Origin of the sequence: Xanthocytophaga agilis (assembly GCF_030068605.1) — a bacterium.
GTDB classification, from domain to species: domain Bacteria; phylum Bacteroidota; class Bacteroidia; order Cytophagales; family 172606-1; genus Xanthocytophaga; species Xanthocytophaga agilis.
The window spans coordinates 517,368-536,922 of the sequence record NZ_JASJOU010000003.1 but is presented as its reverse complement, the minus strand read 5'-3'; the positions used below and the strand labels follow the sequence as shown (position 1 = coordinate 536,922).

Sequence of the window (19,555 nt, the reverse complement as noted above, 5' to 3'; positions counted from 1 at the left end):
GCAATCCCATGGATATAGACTACAAGTACAATTTTGAACAACTGAATGAGCAGATTTCCTACAGATCAGGTGCAGATCCTGTTATTATTAATCATAAAGGAGAATATTATCTGTTTGTAACTATATCCGGTGGATGGTGGCATTCAACGGATTTGATCAACTGGAAGTATACAATACCCGATAAGTGGCCTATGGAAGATATGTGTGCTCCTGCAGCTTTATCTGTGCGGGATACATTATATCTGTTTCAGTCAACTTTTGAACAACGACCTATATTCATCAGTATGGAGCCAGAGAAGGGAAAGCTGATCTTTTATAATCGCTGGCTTCCTCGGCTTCCCCAATACATTGGTCCCTGGGACCCTGCTTTGTTTTATGATGAGGAACTGGATAAATGGTATATGTACTGGGGTTCTTCAAATGTGTATCCCATTTTTGGTGCAGAGCTAGATAAACGAAGAAATCTGACCTACAAGGAGAAAAATAATTACAAAGAGTTGATTTATCTGCATCCTGAACTTCATGGATGGGAACGTTTTGGTCGTAATCATCGGGATACAATACGACCTTTTACAGAAGGAGCCTGGATGACAAAACATAATGGCAAATATTTCCTGCAATACGGAGCTCCTGGAACAGAATTTAATGTATATGCAAATGGCACATATATAGGAGATAATCCATTAGGGCCATTTTCCTATGCACCTTACAATCCAATTTCATATCGTCCGGGAGGATTTATGAATGGAGCAGGACATGGCAATACATTTCAGGATAACTATGGTAATTATTGGAATACAGGAACACCATGGATTGCTGTGAACTGGAATTTTGAACGGCGCATTGCTATGTTTCCTGCTGGTTTTGATAAAGATAACCAACTATTTGTCAATACCCGTTTTGGAGACTTTCCTCATTATCTGCCTAAGAGGAAGTGGCAGAGTAAAGATGAATTGTTTACTAACTGGATGCTTTTGTCGTATAAGAAACCATGTGTTGCTTCCTCCACATTGGATACATTATTTGCCAGTAAGGTTACAGATGAAAACCCTCGTAGCTTCTGGGTAGCTAAACAAAACCAGCCTGGTGAATGGATTACAATCGATCTGCAAAAGATAAGTGAGATCAGAGCTGTTCAAGTTAATTACACGGATTATAAGTCAAATATTTTTGATAACGATTCCGCTAAAACATATACCCAATACAAACTGTATACATCCAAAGACGATAAGGATTGGAATCTAGTTTATGATGTAACAAAAGAGCCCAAACGTGATCGCGCCTGCTCATATATTGAATTACCAAAGCCCATACAGGCACGATATGTCAAATACGAACATGTGTATGTCAGATCGCCCAATCTGGCTATCAGTGACATTCGTGTATTTGGCAATGCTGCAGAAAAATTGCCTAAAACTCCCGACCACCTGGTAATACGTCGTGATAAAGATCCGCGTAATGCTTTCATTTCATGGAACAAAGTAAAGAATGCAGTTGGATATAACATTCTTTGGGGGATAGCACCTGACAAACTATATCAAGCTTATCAAATATGGAATGACGGATCCAATCAATTGGAATTAAGAGCTTTATCTATAGGAGTAAAATATTATTTTGCTATCGAGGCATTTAATGAAACAGGCGTTTCCACTATTGGAAAAGTTATGGGTCCCTACTAATACAACTAATAGCACACTAAAAGAAATCAGACCTTCTGGCATGTAGAAGGTCTGATAAAAACTAGCAGTTTAAAAAGTTACTGAACATATCCTCTCTGCGATATAATAGTATCTGCCTCAGTTTCGTGATTAATCACTACAGGCAGAGTTTTCGATACATAGGCCTTCACATCGTTGTTTTGACCAGTACCATTCTGATACGCTTCCAGCTTACTGCGAACTTGTGCATGTGCATCCCGTTGGCCTAAGATATATTCTCTGCTAAAAACAGAATCTACTGTAATAGCAGTAAGGCTATCTTTCATTTTCTGACTTGTAGAATCCAATCCGGTTGGCAATGAATACGAATATTTGCCTGCAACAGAATCTAAGGAGGCTTGGGCTGAAGTATGATGTGTTATCATCATTTGTGCAAAATTGCGAATTACAGAATCTGTAGATTTAGTCAGTGCCAGTTGACCCATCTCTATCTCGGATCGGTTGGCATAGGCTGCCTGATCTATTATATTCTTGTCGGTTGTATTTAGTGTAGTCGGTGTAACAACTGAGTTATCATCATCATCATCATTACAGGCACTAAAGGTCATTACACATGCTGTTAGAAGAAGTCCCCAAATAAAACTTCCTGCTTTGGTTGCAAATGGATTTGTCATATAAGATTGCTTTTTGGTGAAATTGAACTATGCCAGTTTTGGGAAAAAATGATACCACTGGTTTAGTTGTGTAAGTGGCTGTAAATCATATATGAGGTGTTTTGTTAATAGACTATGTATTTTGTATTGTTATTGTATTTTTCTCTGTATTAATGATTTGAGGCTCTATTATGTTTAACTATATCTGGATTTTTATGTGATGTTGAAGGAGAGATTAAAAGCCTGTTTAGATACTCTTATACATGCACCAGCGTATAAAATTCTATGGAAAACAGAGTAATTTATAAGATTAGAAAAGTTGAGATTATTCCACAGTATGAAGAATTTTTTTCCCTCTAGTGTATGCGCATGGTTTTTTAGGAAGGCTTTTTAGGAAGGGTAGGCTAATAGATGTGTAATATATATTAATAAGGGCGCTTTTATTATTTTAGCGATTATGAACTATCTACTAGAAGTAAATGCAAAAAACACCCTTATATCGAAGTTACTATATTATTTTTGGATAGCATGGTTTACAGCTCTGGCTGTAAGTGCCATAAATGTCAGGGATGGATTCTGATTGCCGACAGAAGTCATGCAAGCTCCATCTGTAACATATACATTTTTACAGTAATGCAACTGGTTCCACTCATTTAGCAAAGATGTCTTAGGATCTTTGCCCATACGTACACCTCCCATTTCATGAATATCTAGCCCAGGTGCTTGTCCGGAATCATACGGGCTGATGTTTTTGCAACCACTCTTCTCAAGCATTTCAGTACCCTGTATTAAAAAGTCCTGAAGAAGTTTTTCATCATTCTGGTCATATTCTATTGAGGTAATAAGTTGTGGAATACCCCAGGCATCTTTTTGATTTTTGCTCAGTCGCACATGATTATGTTCTCTGGGTACAGTTTCACCCTGCATCATCATATAGACTCCCCAGCCACCTGGTTGTGTGATTTTTTCTTTAAAGTCGACTCCAAAACCTTCCTGACCTCCTTGATGCCATCCTGCCCGACTGGCAGAGAAAGCAATCATATAACCTCGTAGAAAGTCTGTTTCCTGTTTGAATACATTTCGGAAGGATGGAATAAATGCGGTAGTAGGGCGTCTGCCATAATAGTATTGATTCTGATATCCTTCAAATGTAGCTGTAAGGCTACCCCGATAATTATGGAAGGCCACATATTTTCCCAAAAGCCCCGAGTCATTACCTAACCCATTGGGAAATCGACTGGATGTAGAATTTAGTAAAATCAGATTGGTATTCAGACAGGCTGCATTCACAAAGATCACATCTGCAAAAAACTCAAGCATTTCTTTACTGTCTGCATCTACCACACGCACGCCTGTAGCTTTTTGTTTCTGTTCATCATAGATAATAGAATGGACGACTGAGTGAGGCCTTAGAGTTAAATTACCAGTTTTGGCCGCCCAGGGAATGGTTGAAGAGTTACTGCTGAAATAACCTCCATATGGACATCCCCGATAACACAAATGCCTTGCCTGGCATTGTCCCCGACCTTGTTGTGTATGAATTTCATTGGATTGGGTAAGATGTGCACACCGACCAATGATTACCTGACGGTCATGATAGTGTTCTTTTACTTTTTGCTGAATGTGTTTTTCTACACAATTCAATTCAAAAGGAGGTAAAACCTCACTATCTGGCAGATTGGCGATTCCATCTCTGTTACCACTAATACCTGTAAACTTTTCTACATAGCTGTACCAGGGAGCCAGATCTTTATATCGGATAGGCCAGTCAACTGCAAAGCCATCGCGGGTAGGTGCTTCAAATTCAAAGTCACTCCAGCGTTGTGTTTGGCGCGCCCAGATCAAAGACTTTCCTCCTACCTGATAGCCCCGAATCCAGTCAAACGGCTTTTCCTGTATATAGGGATGTTCATTGTCTTTGACGAAAAAATGTTCAGTAGCTTCTTCAAATGCATAACACTTATTGACAATTGGATTTGTCGTTTCTGAAACAACAGTAGAACGACCTCTATGTGGAAAATCCCATGGATTACTCATGGCTGTTGTATAGTCTGTAATATGCCTGACATCGCGACCACGTTCCAGCACCAGGGTTTTTAACCCCTTTTCGCAGAATTCTTTTGCTGCCCAGCCACCGCTTATTCCTGAGCCGATTACAATCACATCATAGGTGTTTTTCTTTTTACTGTCGATAGAGAGATTCATAGACTTGAAATAGACTGAATTGTTAAAAGTAAAGATAATTGCCGAAAAATGCTGGCTTGTAACTATTTCTTTAGCTAAAAGCCTCTTACTGTAGTGTGTATTCTACACTTTGTACTCAATAGACCACTGTATGGGAAACATTTTCGAATCTGGATATAAAACGAATAACGGCATGAAATTTTGCCTGTTTGCAGTAATTATTCTCCGATTTACATGAAAAAAAAACTTATACAGGCATTAGTTCTAGGCCTGGCATTAACAACAATAGCCTGTAATCATTCTGTTGATGACATAGGGATTGTGAGAGATCCTGAAATTTCTGTGGATATCAATGGCAAAGCCTGGCAATCTCGAAATACGTTCGTAGTAGGCCTTGAAAAAGCAATAGTTTACAAAAGTGAGACCGACACCGCTGGCCTGTTGTATTATACATATCGCATGATTTTGAATGGGCAGAATGAAGCAGGGTTAAACCGAAAGATTACTATTCGGTTTGCTGTTCAACAACCGGATCAGTTAAAAGGACGATACTCTACCCAATTCTCAGAATATGGAAAAATAACAGAGGCGGAGGTGCTGGATCAGGTTTCTAATGATGAGTATACTTCCTACCAACTAATAAACCCTGATTCTACTACTTTTCTGCAAATTGATCGGCAGAGCACAGATAAGAATCTGATTGCAGGAACATTTGCTTTTCATTTGGTAAATACACAAGACTCAACACAGGTATTAGAGGGAACAAATGGCATATTCAAAGATATCACCTACCAGAAATGGCAAAACAGTAATTTATGAGAATTATGAAAAATACAATTCTAAAAAGTGTACTGGTAAGTCTGATGTTCATAAGCACTATGATGAGCTATGCACAAAGTCAACCTGTTTCCAATTCTTTTGATGTGATTATCAAGAAAAATGGTGATATAGTTTATGGCTTGGTTACCGAAGTTGATTTACAATATGTCAAATACAAACGGACAGATATTCCGGATGGGCCAATTTATACTATGCCCAGAACAGATGTATATGCTATAAGCTATCGAAATCAGGTAAAAGATATTCTGGCTAAGAGTGATAGTAGTTTTTTTAGGCAATCGGTTCAGCCCCCTGCAGCTGTTGCTGTTGACACTGCAAAAGTTGATACTGTTTCTCAGGAAGACCAGAAAGAATCTGCTGATAAGAAAGTAGATAAGTTTTTTGCCCGTGAAAACTTTTCCCAACCAGAAATTCATTTCCATCTGGGATTCATCAGAGGATTTACGAAAGTTAGTAATATAGATCAGTATACTTCTGCTCTTAGGTTTCCCGGAATAGGATTTAGCTACGATGCCCAGTTTAAAGAAAACTTTCGTATGGGGATTACATTTGGGGTAGCTGGATTTCGGTTTACACAGAATGAGTATGATTCTTATGACAGCCTGCAGATTAACCGAAAGTTAAATGAAACGCTGCTTTTGCTGAATGCATATGCGAAACGTAGGTTTGGTACAGGACGTGCAAAACCTTATATCTTGGTAGGAATTGGGATCAATGGTTCATTCCTGAAGTCAGAGTCGGTTCTAGCTGTTGATAACAATGATGATCGCATGTTGCAGGTACGTTCCAATAGTCGTGCATTTAGTCTTGGTATCCAGGCGCGAATAGGGGTGGATTATGAAGCGCAGCCAGGTTTGATGGTATTTGGTGATATTGGTGCAGGTCTGACTATACTGCAGTTTGGGATTGGGTATAAACTATAACATATTACAACTATGAAAACATTTGTTTTTACATTATATACATTAATTCTATTTCTGGGATTTTCAACGCTGACCATGGCACAAAAAGAGGGTGGAGGGATTAAAGTACAATTGGGAGGTGCTGTAAATTACTACTTGGGACCCGGTAATCAGAGCTTTGATCAATTCGAAGAAAATCACCTGAACTGGCAACTGGATGGACTGGTAGGAATAAAGCTAGCAGAGAGTAAAGATCATAAGAAAACATATCTTGGTGTGTATGGTAGTGCAGGAAGTTTGAATCGAACTACAATAACCTCTATGATTCAGGATCAAAAGTTTACAATTGTCAACGAGACCGAGCAGAATCGTTACAATCTGCATTATCAATGGGAGGTGGGGTTCCTTATTGCGGAGGTATTACGAGTCAGTACTGGTTCGGGGACTCAATATTTTGGTAATCAGTTACTGGCAAATAGCGACGGTACTTCTTTACAAAGAGATCATTTTGATTATTATTCCTCTACAGCAGGAGTTCAGCTTAAACTGGGTTCTGTTGCCTGGACAATAAACTGTAATCTGTTGTATGGAAAAGATCTGGATCGTACCATTGTCAGACCTTCAACCGGTTTAGCACTTACATTCTAAAAAATACAATCCCCAGAAGCTAGCCTTTGTTGATAGTTTCTGAGGATTGTAGAAATCAGATTCTTATATTATTCAGATCGCAAAGATTTAACCGGATTGATCAAGGCTGCCTTGATGGCCTGGAAGCTTACGGTTAACAAAGCAATCAACAAAGCTGCTATACCTGCTATCAAAAACACCCACCACTGAATGTTGACCTTAAAAGCAAAGTCCTGTAACCAGGTACTCATAGCCCAGTAGGCTAATGGAAAGGCTATACCATTGGCAATCAATATGAGTTTTAAAAAATCTTTGGATAACAGGGCAACAATATTGGATATACTGGCTCCGAGAACTTTCCTAATACCAATTTCTTTGGTACGTTGTTCAGCTGAATAGGCTGATAATCCAAATAAGCCCAGACAAGCTATAAAGATAGCAAGTAGGGCAAATGTGATAAATAGCTTACCCACTTTTTGCTCACTCTGATATACGTTGGTAAATGCCTCATCCATAAACTGATAGTTAAATGGCTGCCCCGGAGCAATAGTTTTCCATTTGGCTTCAATTTTTGAAATAGTAGCAGGTATATTTTCTGTACTCAGACGAAAACTAACACTGCCAGGTGCATTTCCAAGTGTAAAGCATACAGCACCAATATTTTGTCTCAGAGACTCAAAATTAAAGTTTTTGACTACTCCAACGATTGTGTAGGCACGTGTTTGCTGAGTTTTAAAATCAGTTAAAGCAGAGATGCGTCTTCCAATCGGATTGGAATAACCAAAGAGTTTAGCAGCAGTTTCATTAATAATAATACCAGAAGAGTCTGTCGGTAACTGTTTATCAAAGTCTCGGCCTTTAATGATCTGCATTCCCATCGTTTGAATATAATCATAATCTACATTCCAGCTTTGTATAGAGACTGCTTTATCCTGTCTTATTTCTCCTTCCGGAAAATAAAGATTGTCGCTACGCCAGGAGGGTACAGGAAGATATCCGGTAATAGTTCCATTTTTCACTTCTTCCAAACGCAAGACTTCATTTTTGAAGCTTTCTGTGCTGTTTCCTAATGCACTGGCATCATTAACAATAAGTACCTGTTCTTTATTGAACCCTAATTGTTTGTTTTGAATGAAGGTGAGTTGCTGATAGATAACAACAGTACATATAATCAAAAAGACAGAGGCCAGAAACTGAAATACAACCAATGAACTCCGTAAGCTACTGCTTTTAGCTCCTTGACTTAGCTTACCCTTTAATACCTGAATAGGCTCAAATGCAGATAAAAAGAATGCCGGATAACTTCCTGCCAATAAACCTGTAAATAGGGTGAATAATAATAGTACAGGTATAATCAGGGGATGTTCAATGACAGACATAGTCATTTGTTTGCCTGATAAGTCATTAAATAAAGGGAGTAATATCACTCCTATACCCAATGCAAGGACAAACGCAATACCTGTTAACAAAATAGATTCTGTAAGAAACTGATAAATTAAACTGCTCCGGTAAGATCCAAGAACTTTTCGTACACCTACTTCTTTTGCTCGATTAGCTGAACGGGCTGTAGCCAGGTTCATAAAGTTGATACAGGCAATAAGCAGTATGAAAAAGGCTACAGCAGAGAAAATATAAACATACTGAACATTACTATTAGGAGATACTTCAGCCACACGGTCTGAATACAGATGGATATCAGAAACAGGCATCAGGCTATAATTAAGATAGCTTCCTGACTTTTTTAAGTCATTCAGCGTAGAGCCAAATGCTTGTTTTATTTGGGGGCCTACATATTTTAAAAGTAGATTATCAAATACTGCTTCTAACTGAGCTGGTTTTACTCCCTCTTTCAACAATAAATAGGTGGTGTAGTTGTGACTTACCCAATTATCAATCTTACTATCTTCATGGTCAAGCATCGTAAGAAAGAAATCAATTTTTAAATGTGAATTGGTTGGAAGATTCTCTATAACACCCACTACTTTGTAGGGTTGTTTATCATCCAGAATCATTGTTTTACCTACCACATTGGACTCCCCAAAGTATTTCTGGGCTATTCGTTCAGAAATAACAAGTGTATGAGGCTCTGTAAGTGCTTTGTCTGGGTTGCCATACAGCATTGGAAAAGAGAAAACTCTGAAAATAGTTGAGTCTGCATAGCCGACATTTTGTCCATCTTCTTTGATGTTTTCGTTTCCTTTTTTTACCAGTATACTTCCTGTTTGTCGTATACGTGCAGCAGCTTCTACCAATGGGTAATCACGCACCAATGCAGCACCAGTTGGGGCGGGCATTACAGCTAGACTCATCTGATTGCCTCCAAATTTGATATCCGAATTAAGTCTGTATATACGATCTGCGTTGGAGTAAAAACGATCATAGCTGATCTCATCCAGAACATATAACATAATTAACAGACAGGTGGCAATACCAATAGATAAACCAAAGATGTTTGTTGCTGAAAAACCTTTGTTACGCCACAGATTCCGCATTGCAATCTTAAAGTAGTTTCTTAGCATAGTTGTTTGATTCGTTAGGTGAGTTAGATTCTGGAAAATTTATTTTATCGAACGGTGATCTTTATTCAGATCTAAGGGATTTGACAGGATTAGCTCTTGCTGCACGAATGGCCTGATAGCTTACTGTGGCCTGAGCTACAATCATTGCCAGAATACCTGCCAGTAAAAATATCCACCACGAAATATCAATCCGAAAGGCAAATCCTTGTAGCCATTTATTCATAAAGTACCACGCAACAGGGACCGCAATAACAAATGAGATAAGGACAAGTTTGATAAAATCTTTTGACAGAAGGATTACTATCTGACTGATCGAAGCTCCCAATACTTTTCGAATACCTATTTCCTTTACTTTTTGTTGTGCTACCAGAGAAATAAGACCATACAGACCCAGGCAGGAAATAAGAACAACCAACCCGGCAAAGTAGCTGATGATATTTCCCAGACGCTGATCACTTTCGTACTGACGGGCAATGGATGTATCAAGAAAGTCATATTCAAATGCCTTTTCCGGGAAATACTCAGACCATTTCTTCTCCAGGAAACTGAGTGTCTGAGGTACATTGCTTGAACTGATCTTTATTGAGAATAAGTTCAGTTGAGGAATATCAACATCTATAAGAACACCTTCCAATGGTTGAGACAATGTTTCTGCATGAAAATCCTGTATTACTCCAATAATCTTTCCTTGTTTTCCTTCTCTGTCAATAGTTTTACCCAAGGCTTTAGCCGGAGTAGTCCATCCGAACGATTTAGCTCCGGTTTCAGTGATAAGAAAGGCGGCCTGTTTATCTGTTTCAAAGTCTTCCGAAAAATCCCGTCCTGCCAGTAATTTCATGTTATAGGTTTTCAGAAAGTTGTAATCTACTGCCAGACAGGCAATAAATTTGTTGTCTTCTTTTGTAAAGCCTTCCGGTACAATTCCTCTTCGTGTGCTTCCCTGACCCAATGCCTGACTGGATAATGTTACTTCCTCAATAGACGGATTCTGTTTTAGTACATTTCTAAACGTTTTGATCTTTTGATACAGGCTATCGTTAGATGGAAGGAATATATTGTTCAGGTTCTGACTAAACAGAGGTGCCGTAATAATGTAGTCTTTCTCAAATCCTAAAGGTTGATTACGCATAAAATGCAACTGATTGAAGGCGATGCTTGCCGCAATGATTAGCCCTATAGATGCTGCAAACTGTACAACCACCAATGCTTGCCGCAAAATTCCTCCCTTCGCTTTTTCACTGGTATAGCTTCCTTTTAATGTAGTAATAGGCTGGAAGGCTGATACGAAAAATGCCGGATAGCTACCTGCCAGCAAACTGGTTATGAGAAATATTCCAATAAAGGAAGGTATGAGAATAGGATCATTTAGTAAAGTAGAGAATGACAAGTGTTTTCCTGTTAGTGTATTCATTACAGGTAAGAATAACTGAATCAGGATAAACGAACATAGAAAGGCAATCGACGCCAGTAAAAAGGATTCACCTAGAAACTGCTGAATAAGGTGTTTTCTCTCTGCCCCCAGTACTTTACGCATACCTACTTCTTTAGCACGTTTCAGTGAACGAGCTGTAGAAAGGTTGACAAAGTTGATACAAGCAATCAGTAATGTAATAAAAGCAACACCTGTAAACACATATAAATAAGTGATATTTCCAGGAGCCTCAGCTTCTCCTCCCAGATTAGATCTGAGGTGAAAATCACGCATCGGTTGTAACTGATATTCTATGTCTTTGCTGAATTGTTTGGGAGCATGATCCAGTAAAAACTGAGGGAATCGGGCATTTACTGATGCAGGATTCTGATTTGGTTTTAATAATACATAGGTGAATGAATGGCTGATAATCCAGTTGCGAGGCAGGTTTTCCCGTGCTTCAGGATTCTCCAGCGCGAACATGGTTTGATAGTTGGAGATGAAATTGAAATGAATATGTGAGTTGTCTGGAAATTCTTTGACAACACCTGTTACTTTCATTGGATGCATACCTCCAAACAGGATTGTTTGTCCTAATGCCGATTGACTACCAAAATATTTCTTCTCCATCTCCTCTGTCAGAATTATGGTAAATGTTTCATTAAGAGCCGTTTTAGGATCTCCCTTCAGGAATGCGAAGGAGAACATTTGCAGGATAGAAGAATCCGCAAAGAAGAAGTTTTCTTCCTCAAAACTCTTTTTTATATCGCCCTGATTGACAGCCATACTGGCATTACGGCGATACATACGGGCAGCAGTTTCCATCTGAGGAAAATAGCCAGGCAATAAAGGAGCTACAGGGGGTGGAAGCACAGCCAGTGCAGTAGGTAACTCCGCAAATTTTGGATTGTATGTGATACGATATATTCTGTCAAACTTTTCGTGAAAAGTATCAAAGCTTAATTCATTGCGCACAAACAACAAAATCATAAAACAACAGGTCATACCCATTGTCAAACCAATAATGTTAATGAACGCAAAGCTTCTGAAGCGATTTAAATTGCGAAGAGCGATTTTAAGATAATTCTGTATCATACAAGAAAAGTTTAAAAGCAAGCCCATAAGTTTAGGTATGGGCTTTGTTTGGACTTATTCAGATCGTAAGGCGTTAACAGGATTTGATAAAGCTGCCCTGATTGTATGGTAGCTTACTGTTAAGAGCGTGATAAGTAGAATCACCAGGCTTGAAATAATAAAGGTTTCAGGCTTTAAAGGTGTACGATATGGGAAAGTACTCAACCATTGATGCATAAAATAATACGAGACAGGAAAGGATATAATACAGGCTACTCCTATCAGAAGCAGAAAATTCTTATTGATGAGAAGGAATAAGTTTCCTGTTTCAGCTCCCAGTATTTTCCGGATGCTGATTTCCTTTTGTCGTTGCTGGGTAGTGAATGCTACCAATCCCAATAGGCCCAGACAGGCTATTAATATAGTCAGAGATGAAAAAGCGGTAAATATCTGGCCTCTCCGCTGGTCGGCTGCAAACTGAGTGGTAAAGTCCTGATCCAGGAAGGTGTATTGAAATGGCTCATCCGGAAATACGGATTTGACCTGTTTTTCTACATAACCAACTGTGGCAGGAATATTCTGATTGCTGACTTTAACCTGAATGGTATTGTTATTTTGCCGATATACAAGAATGAGAGGCTCTATAGGGTTATAAAGAGATCTTTGGTGGAAGTCTTTTACCACACCAATTACTTCCATAGTATTGGCTGTATCACCTGCAAAGCGGATCTTTTTACCTAAAGCTTCCTGCCAGCCCATTTGCTTCAGCATCGCTTCATTGACAATGGCTCTTCGTAAGGTATCAGACTGATCTGTTTCGGTAAAGTTTCTTCCTTCAACGAGTTTAATACCCAATGTTTTTAAATAGAATGGATCTATACCATAAATATCAGAAGCGTAATTGGTAAAACCATTTTTCGATTCTATCTCAAATAAGATTTTGCTGGCATCAGACCCCGGTGTAGCATTGGATGTACTTACATCAATTATCTGTGAATTTTTACGTAATTCATTTTGAAGCAAACGTAATTTGCTCTTTACATCACCTTGTTGGTTCAAATTAATAACCATTACCTGTTCCTTGTCATACCCCAGATCTTTGGTGCGTAAAAACTGCAACTGGTCATATACTATCCAGGTGCAGATCAACATAATCATAGAAATGGAAAACTGCATTACAACCAACACTCTCCGTAAGGCTATGTTACTGGACCCTTTAGCCAGACTGCCCTTTAATACAGATACAGGATTAAATTTAGCCAGATAAAACGCTGGATAACTACCTCCAATCAGACCTACCAGTACTATAATGCCAATCAGCGAAAGAAATGTAAACGGATGAAAAAGAGTACTAAATTTAAATAGCTTGCCTGATAATGTATTAAATACCGGAATCAGGAAAAAAATAAATACTATGCTTACTATAAAGGAGACAAATGTCAATACAATTGATTCTGTCAAAAACTGCAGAATCAATTGAAATTGTGTCGAGCCTGCTACTTTACGAATACCTATTTCCTTTGCTCTGCGTGCAGATCGTGCTGTTGTTAAATTCATGTAGTTGATACTGGCAATGAGCAACATGAATACCGCTACAATCGAAAACGTATAAATGTACGACATACTACCGAGTTCTTCAGGTTCACCATTTAGTGTAGAGTGAAGATGGATATCAGTAATAGGTTGGACGCCATAATGCATTTTGACATTGAAAGGTGCAAAAATACTTGCCATGTATTTATCATACATAGGCAACAGCTTTTTTTCAAATGCGGATGGGTTTACAGCAGGATTGAGTAATACATAGGTGAAAAAGCCAAAATTACCCCAGTTATTGCCGAAGTCTTTTGGGAGTGTGCTTACAGATAGGAGTGCATTGAATCGGATATGTGAATTAAGTGGTATATCCTGTAGAATTCCTGTTATTTTATATACTGTTCCATTAGATGTTTGCAAGGATTTACCAGTTAGATCTTTAGTTGTTGAAAAAAGTTTTTTCGCCAGTGTTTCTGTTAATAGAATAGAGTTAGGCGCTAACAAGGCTGTTTTCGGATCTCCTTCAAGAAAGGGATAGGTAAATACCTCAAATAGATTACTGTCTGCAAAGAATATTTTGTCTTCAAAAAGATGCTGCTCTCCGTTTTTTAACAGCGTTCGCCCTTTTCCGACAAAGCGGACCGCTTGCTCTACTTCCGGATATTCTTTCTTCAATGCCGGGGCAAGTACAAATTGGGTAATAGCTACATGATCAGTTCGTTCTGGTTCCTGCAGGTGGGTGATAATGCGGTAAATATGGTCTGCTTTTGTATGGTAACGATCAAAGTTTAGCTCATCCCTTATATAAAACAATAAGAATAAGCTAAAGGTAATTCCAATGGTTAGTCCAAGAATATTTAACAGACTAAAACCTTTGTCTTTGGTTAAGTTCCGGAACGCGACTTGTAGTAGATTCTTAAGCATAGTTGTAGTGAGTAGGTAGAGTTACAGTATACCTAACCTGAGTATCTTTATGGTACCAGATTACAGGAACAAGAAATACTGAGTCCCTATCGAGAAACAAGCTATATGCCAAAATAAAAAAAGCCCTTTATCTGCAAATAAAGGGCATGCATAACGCGAATATTGTCCGATAATGGACAATACTGCACGTTTGCGAACAGTAGAAAGTATAATTAGTTACAATACAAGAGAGTAAAATGCGAATAATCTATTCTGTACGAAGAGCTTTTACCGGATTGGTAAGAGCCGCTTTAACGGCTTGATAACTAATGGTTAGCAAAGCTATGCCTGTAGCTGCAATTCCCGCTACAACGAAAATCCACCAGCTTAGTCCGGTTCGGTAAGCAAAGTTCTCCAACCATCGACTCATTACCCACCAGGCTATGGGCGAGGCTAGCACAAAAGAAATGCCTACCAGTCTTATAAAATCTCTGGACAGTAATACGATAATCTGTTGTACTGAAGCGCCTAATACCTTGCGTACTCCAATCTCTTTGGTGCGTTGCTGGGTAGTATAGGCTGCCAGACCCAGTAAACCCATACAGGCTATAAAAATCGCTAGTATAGAAAATACACCAAATACGCGCTGAGAGGTTTGTTCGGCATGATATAATGCAGCCAGATCCTGATCCAGAAAGGAATAGTGAAACGGCTGCTGTGGAAGAAACTGATGCCACAGAGATTCAATGGTAGTAAGTGTATGCTGAAACTTATCAGACTGAATGCGTAGGCTGGTTAAGGGTGATACTTCTCCAAACTTGCTTGTGTTAAGCAGAATAAGGGGAGTGATTTTTTGGTGCAGTGATTGAAAATGAAAATCTTTGAGAATTCCTACAACTGTGTAGTAGGTTTGACCAGGCTTGCCGGGCTGATTCAGAAAAGGGTCCGGACTGGTAAGCCGTGCACCAATAGGATTGGCTAGTCCTAGTTCTGCTACCGCTTTTTCATTCAGCATAACAGCCAATGAATCAGACGGAAATTTATCGGAAAAGCTGCGACCTTTGACTATTTCCAGTTTGAGTGTAGAGGCAAAATCATTATCTACAACTAATCCTCTTCCTGTGAGTGGTTCTTTTACTCCTTCTGCTTTCATTGTCATACCAAAAAAGTTTTGACCACCAGGCATAGACGATGCACCTGAGACATCTTCAACTCCAGCAATTTTTTTGAGCTCAGTTTTGAACGCTTTTGTTTTTGTAGTTAAAAGATCTGTTCGCTGTAAGGTAATGATATGATCTTTTTGAAAGCCCAAGCGATCTCCTTGCATAAACTGCATCTGTTTAAAAACAACAATTGTGCAGATGATAAGAATAATTGAAATACTAAACTGAAAGATCACCAATCCATTGCGTAATTCAATCCCCCTCTGATTGTGTTTGAACTTTCCTCGAAGCACTGCCAGTGGCTGAAATGAGGACAATATAAGAGCCGGATAGCTGCCAGCCACAAGACCAATCAGAATAGAAAAAAGTAAAAATCCTGGCATGAATACAGGATTCAATAAAAAGCCTAATGATAGCTCTTTGCCAGAGATCTTATTGAAGAAAGGTAGAAGAATAAGTAATAGGAGACAGGACGTAATAAAGCTAAAGACACTGATCACAACCGCCTCAGTAAGAAATTGCATGACCAGCATTTTTCGCTCAGAGCCAAAGGTTTTTCGAATACCTACTTCTTTAGCTCGTTCTACAGAGCGGGCTGTAGCCAGATTTACAAAGTTCACACAGGCAATCAACAAAATAAATCCAGCAATGACTGAAAATATATAAATAGTAGAGATGCTACCATTCGGTTTGAGTTCTGCTTCCAGGTCTGAGTGCAAATGGATATCCAGTAATGGTTGTAGAGAATAATTGTATCCATTACCAGCTGCCTGAAACTGCTCGTAGGAGATATCAAATGTACGGGCTATTTCTCCTGCTACATACTTTTCAATGATCTTGGGGAACTTTGCCTCTAGTGATTTGGCAGAAGCATTGGGTTGTAGCAGAAAATATGTATACGCGTCAAAGCCTGTGTAGTTTATTTGTTTGGTGAAATCTATACCGGATGAGGCTGCCAGCAGATCAAACGTGAAATGAGAATTTTCGGGTACTTTAGAGCATACACCCGTTACAATCAAATCATTGCCTCCTGCATCAAGTTTTATTGTTTTATTCAGAACATTTAAGGTTCCAAAATACTTTAAGGCAGTTTCCTCTGTCAGAACAACTGCGTTGGGTTTGTTAAGTGCTGTTTGTGGGTTACCTTGAGTTAACGGAATTGTAAAGACTTGAAAAAAGTTTGAGTCAGCAAAGATGACATGATTCTCTTCAAATACCTGATTACCTATCCGAATAAAAATTGTATTACCACCATCCGCATACATCCGCATACATTGCTGAACTTCTGAATATTCTTTCTGAACAGCTTCTCCTATGGAATGAGGAATAATAGAGTAGGAGGTAGAACGTCCTGGATACCGGCGTTCCAGAACCATCCGATATATACGATCTGCTTTTTCATTGAACCGATCATAACCAAGTTCACTCTGGATATAGATTACAATCAGTAGACAGATGGATATCCCTACTGCCAACCCAATAATATTGATCAGAGAAAAACCTTTGTTCTTCCATAAATTTCGTAGTGCAATTTTGATATAGTTACGAAGCATAGGAGTGTATGTTAGATGAATGGGAAATATAGCAGAATAACTATTTATTTTATAAACACCTATTCCTCTACCTGAAAAGGTAGAAGAATAGGTGTTCCGGCTGATTGCAGAAACAATATATACTTGAGCTTTATTCGGAACGTAACGATTTTACGGGATTGGCCAAAGCAGCTTTTATAGCCTGGAAGCTTACGGTTAACAGTGTAATTACCATGGCTCCAACTCCTGATAAGATAAATACCCACCAACTGATTTCAGAACGATATTCGTATTTTTCGAGCCATTGACTCATCGTAAAGTAGGCAATCGGCGCAGCGATAAGGAATGAAATAATAACTAAGGTAACAAAGTCTTTCGATAGCAATTGCCATAAGTTAACAACAGAAGCCCCAAGCACTTTCCGAATACCAATCTCTTTGGTACGTTGCTCTGCCATAAAGGAGGCTAGGCCAAACAGTCCCAAACAGCTGATAAATATAGCCAGTGAGGCAAAAAAGCTAGCTAGTGTGCCTATACGTTCTTCTGCACGAAACTTTTGTTCATATTCTTTATCAACAAACTTGAAGTCAAAAGGACTACCCGGATTATGTTTTTTGAAAACAGCTTCAACTTTTGCAAGAGCATCCTTTGAGTTTATACCTGCTTTCATTTTAACGGTAATAACGTTAGCCCATCCATAATCTAACAGGAATATGGTGGGTTTAATCGGATCAAAAGGGGATTCCATTACCATATCTTTAATGATCCCAATGATTGTATATTTTTTGTCATTAAATCTAACTGTCTTTCCTACAGGATCTTTTATTCCAGCATACTTAACAGCTGCCTCATTGAATACAAAACCAACACTATCTGTAGCGTATTCCCTGGAAAAATCCCGACCTTCTTTAAATTGCCAGCCTACTGTTTTACCATAATCATGGGTAACCGCAATAGTACCAAACAAGGCTAGCATGTTTGGGTCTTTGCCTTCCCAGTCAAAACCAATCTGGTTAGACCATACCCCTGTTGTAGGACTGGAAGATTCACTCATGTTTTCTACAGCACCTGTTTTAATCAAGTCACTGCGAAGAACATCATAGTGTCCATACAACTCTGGCGTATTCATCATAACCGTGATGAGCCCTTCCCGATCATAACCAATCGGACGGTTTTTCGCATACTGGATCTGACGAAAGACAATAATAGTTCCAATAATGAGACTGACAGACACTGTAAATTGTACCACTACCAATACTTTACGTGGTAAGGATGCCAATCGACCAGCTTTGAAGGTACCTTTCAATACTTTAACAGGTTGGAAAGAAGATAAATAAAAGGCTGGGTAGCTGCCTGAGATCAGACCTGTAAAAGCTGTAAAGGTAAGACAGGCTATCCAGAAAACAGGATTTGTCCAGAGGATACTCATCTCTTTATCTGCTAGTGTATTAAACCAGGGTAGTGTACAAAGTACCAGAAATACCCCAACCAGAAATGCAATTCCTGCAATAACAAGTGATTCGCTGAGAAATTGTCCAATCAATTGTTGTCTGACTGACCCAATTGCTTTTCGAATACCTACTTCTTTAGCTCGTTTTTCACTACGGGCGGTACTTAAGTTCATAAAGTTGATACAGGCCAGTAATAATACAAATGTTCCGATAATACCAAACAACCATACAAACTGAATGCGTCCGCCTATATTTATGCCATTTTTAAACTCAGAATACAAATGCCATTGACTCATAGGATGCAGGAATGCAACAGGCTTGTCATCTTCACCTTTGGCACGATGTGACTGAACAACATTTTTAATTTTTGAATTGATCTTTCCAAAATCTGCTTTATCAGCAATCTGGACAAATAGCTGGAAAGAATTGTTGTTCCATTGGGTTTGTGACTCTTTTACCCAGTTTTGCAGAGTAAGGTATTTTTCCCAGGGAATTAAAAATGAGGTACTGTGTAAGGTTGAGTTATAAGGAAGATCTTCATAGACACCTGTTACTTTTAAAGTCGTTTTATTATCTAGTTTTATGATCTTATTGATAGGGTCAGTATCTCCAAAAAGTGTTTCAGCCAGCGATTGGGTAATAAGGATAGAGGAGGGATCTTTCAATCCATCTAATGTGCCTTGTATCATTTTCAGAGAAAGCATTTTTGGAAGTTCGGGCTCTGTGAACATTCCTTCTTTGGTGAACTTCTTGTCCTCAAAAGCTAGAATATGTTCAAAGTTCCAGGAAGCTAAAGCCAGTGATTTGAAATCATCCCCATACTTAGTGCGTAGCTCTCCTGCTAGCGGAACAGGAATTGCAGCGCTGGTACCTGTAGTGCCACTAAAGGTTTGATTCTGATAGACCTGTGCTAAACGATCATAGTTCGTATGGTACTTGTCATAAGAAAGTTCATCATAAATCCATAACCCTATCAGAATGGCTACTGCCATACCTACAGATAATCCCAGAATATTGATGGATGAATACGCTTTGTTCTTCAAAAGATTTCGAAAGGCAATTTTGATGTAGTTTCGAATCATAGTTTTAATTCGGGTAGTGA

Annotated in this window: 11 protein-coding genes; 4 read left to right on the top strand and 7 right to left on the bottom strand. The window is 38.8% G+C overall.

What is annotated here, in order from left to right; all coding sequences use genetic code 11:
- Positions 1 to 8 precede the first annotated feature (8 nt).
- Positions 9 to 1,679, top strand: a complete 1,671-nt coding sequence (locus QNI22_RS12540; protein WP_314510973.1) for a family 43 glycosylhydrolase — start codon at positions 9 to 11, stop codon at positions 1,677 to 1,679.
- 77 nt (positions 1,680 to 1,756) lie between these two features.
- Here QNI22_RS12540 and QNI22_RS12535 read toward each other — a convergent pair whose 3' ends face one another.
- On the bottom strand, positions 1,757 to 2,332 hold the full coding sequence (locus QNI22_RS12535) for a DUF4142 domain-containing protein (RefSeq protein ID WP_314510972.1): 576 nt from the start codon (positions 2,330 to 2,332) through the stop codon (positions 1,757 to 1,759).
- A 492-nt stretch (positions 2,333 to 2,824) separates the two neighbouring features.
- Positions 2,825 to 4,516, bottom strand: a complete 1,692-nt coding sequence (locus QNI22_RS12530; RefSeq protein ID WP_314510971.1) for a GMC oxidoreductase — start codon at positions 4,514 to 4,516, stop codon at positions 2,825 to 2,827.
- A 213-nt stretch (positions 4,517 to 4,729) separates the two neighbouring features.
- On the opposite strand from QNI22_RS12530, the gene QNI22_RS12525 reads away from it, so the two are divergent.
- Genes QNI22_RS12525 through QNI22_RS12515 form a run of 3 tightly spaced genes read left to right on the top strand, consistent with a single transcriptional unit; the run spans position 4,730 to position 6,885 of the window.
- Positions 4,730 to 5,314: a hypothetical protein gene (locus QNI22_RS12525; RefSeq protein ID WP_314510970.1), complete on the top strand. Its 585-nt coding sequence runs from the start codon at positions 4,730 to 4,732 to the stop codon at positions 5,312 to 5,314.
- Positions 5,315 to 5,319: 5 nt separating this feature from the next.
- Positions 5,320 to 6,258 carry an outer membrane beta-barrel protein gene (locus QNI22_RS12520; RefSeq protein WP_314510969.1) on the top strand — a complete coding sequence of 313 codons (939 nt, stop codon included), beginning with the start codon at positions 5,320 to 5,322 and terminating at the stop codon, positions 6,256 to 6,258.
- 12 nt (positions 6,259 to 6,270) lie between these two features.
- Complete coding sequence (locus tag QNI22_RS12515; protein WP_314510968.1) at positions 6,271 to 6,885, top strand: hypothetical protein; 615 nt, start codon at positions 6,271 to 6,273, stop codon at positions 6,883 to 6,885.
- Positions 6,886 to 6,953: 68 nt separating this feature from the next.
- Here QNI22_RS12515 and QNI22_RS12510 read toward each other — a convergent pair whose 3' ends face one another.
- From QNI22_RS12510 to QNI22_RS12490, 5 genes are all read right to left on the bottom strand, one after another.
- Positions 6,954 to 9,383, bottom strand: a complete 2,430-nt coding sequence (locus tag QNI22_RS12510; RefSeq protein ID WP_314510967.1) for an ABC transporter permease — start codon at positions 9,381 to 9,383, stop codon at positions 6,954 to 6,956.
- A gap of 61 nt (positions 9,384 to 9,444) precedes the next feature.
- On the bottom strand, positions 9,445 to 11,889 hold the full coding sequence (locus QNI22_RS12505) for an ABC transporter permease (protein WP_314510966.1): 2,445 nt from the start codon (positions 11,887 to 11,889) through the stop codon (positions 9,445 to 9,447).
- 54 nt (positions 11,890 to 11,943) lie between these two features.
- A complete protein-coding gene (locus tag QNI22_RS12500) occupies positions 11,944 to 14,328 on the bottom strand; it encodes an ABC transporter permease (protein ID WP_314510965.1) in 2,385 nt (794 codons plus the stop codon).
- Positions 14,329 to 14,575: 247 nt separating this feature from the next.
- A complete protein-coding gene (locus tag QNI22_RS12495; RefSeq protein WP_314510964.1) occupies positions 14,576 to 17,023 on the bottom strand; it encodes an ABC transporter permease in 2,448 nt (815 codons plus the stop codon).
- Between the two features lie 130 nt (positions 17,024 to 17,153).
- A complete protein-coding gene (locus QNI22_RS12490) occupies positions 17,154 to 19,535 on the bottom strand; it encodes an ABC transporter permease (RefSeq protein WP_314510963.1) in 2,382 nt (793 codons plus the stop codon).
- Positions 19,536 to 19,555: the final 20 nt, after the last annotated feature.

What these genes read in the sequence shown, in the direction of transcription:
- QNI22_RS12540 (WP_314510973.1), top strand. Translation starts at nt 9, where the DNA reads ATGGATATAGACTACAAGTACAATTTTGAACAACTGAATGAGCAGATT.
- QNI22_RS12535 (WP_314510972.1), bottom strand. Translation starts at nt 2,332, where the DNA reads ATGACAAATCCATTTGCAACCAAAGCAGGAAGTTTTATTTGGGGACTT.
- QNI22_RS12530 (WP_314510971.1), bottom strand. Translation starts at nt 4,516, where the DNA reads ATGAATCTCTCTATCGACAGTAAAAAGAAAAACACCTATGATGTGATT.
- QNI22_RS12525 (WP_314510970.1), top strand. Translation starts at nt 4,730, where the DNA reads ATGAAAAAAAAACTTATACAGGCATTAGTTCTAGGCCTGGCATTAACA.
- QNI22_RS12520 (WP_314510969.1), top strand. Translation starts at nt 5,320, where the DNA reads ATGAAAAATACAATTCTAAAAAGTGTACTGGTAAGTCTGATGTTCATA.
- QNI22_RS12515 (WP_314510968.1), top strand. Translation starts at nt 6,271, where the DNA reads ATGAAAACATTTGTTTTTACATTATATACATTAATTCTATTTCTGGGA.
- QNI22_RS12510 (WP_314510967.1), bottom strand. Translation starts at nt 9,383, where the DNA reads ATGCTAAGAAACTACTTTAAGATTGCAATGCGGAATCTGTGGCGTAAC.
- QNI22_RS12505 (WP_314510966.1), bottom strand. Translation starts at nt 11,889, where the DNA reads ATGATACAGAATTATCTTAAAATCGCTCTTCGCAATTTAAATCGCTTC.
- QNI22_RS12500 (WP_314510965.1), bottom strand. Translation starts at nt 14,328, where the DNA reads ATGCTTAAGAATCTACTACAAGTCGCGTTCCGGAACTTAACCAAAGAC.
- QNI22_RS12495 (WP_314510964.1), bottom strand. Translation starts at nt 17,023, where the DNA reads ATGCTTCGTAACTATATCAAAATTGCACTACGAAATTTATGGAAGAAC.
- QNI22_RS12490 (WP_314510963.1), bottom strand. Translation starts at nt 19,535, where the DNA reads ATGATTCGAAACTACATCAAAATTGCCTTTCGAAATCTTTTGAAGAAC.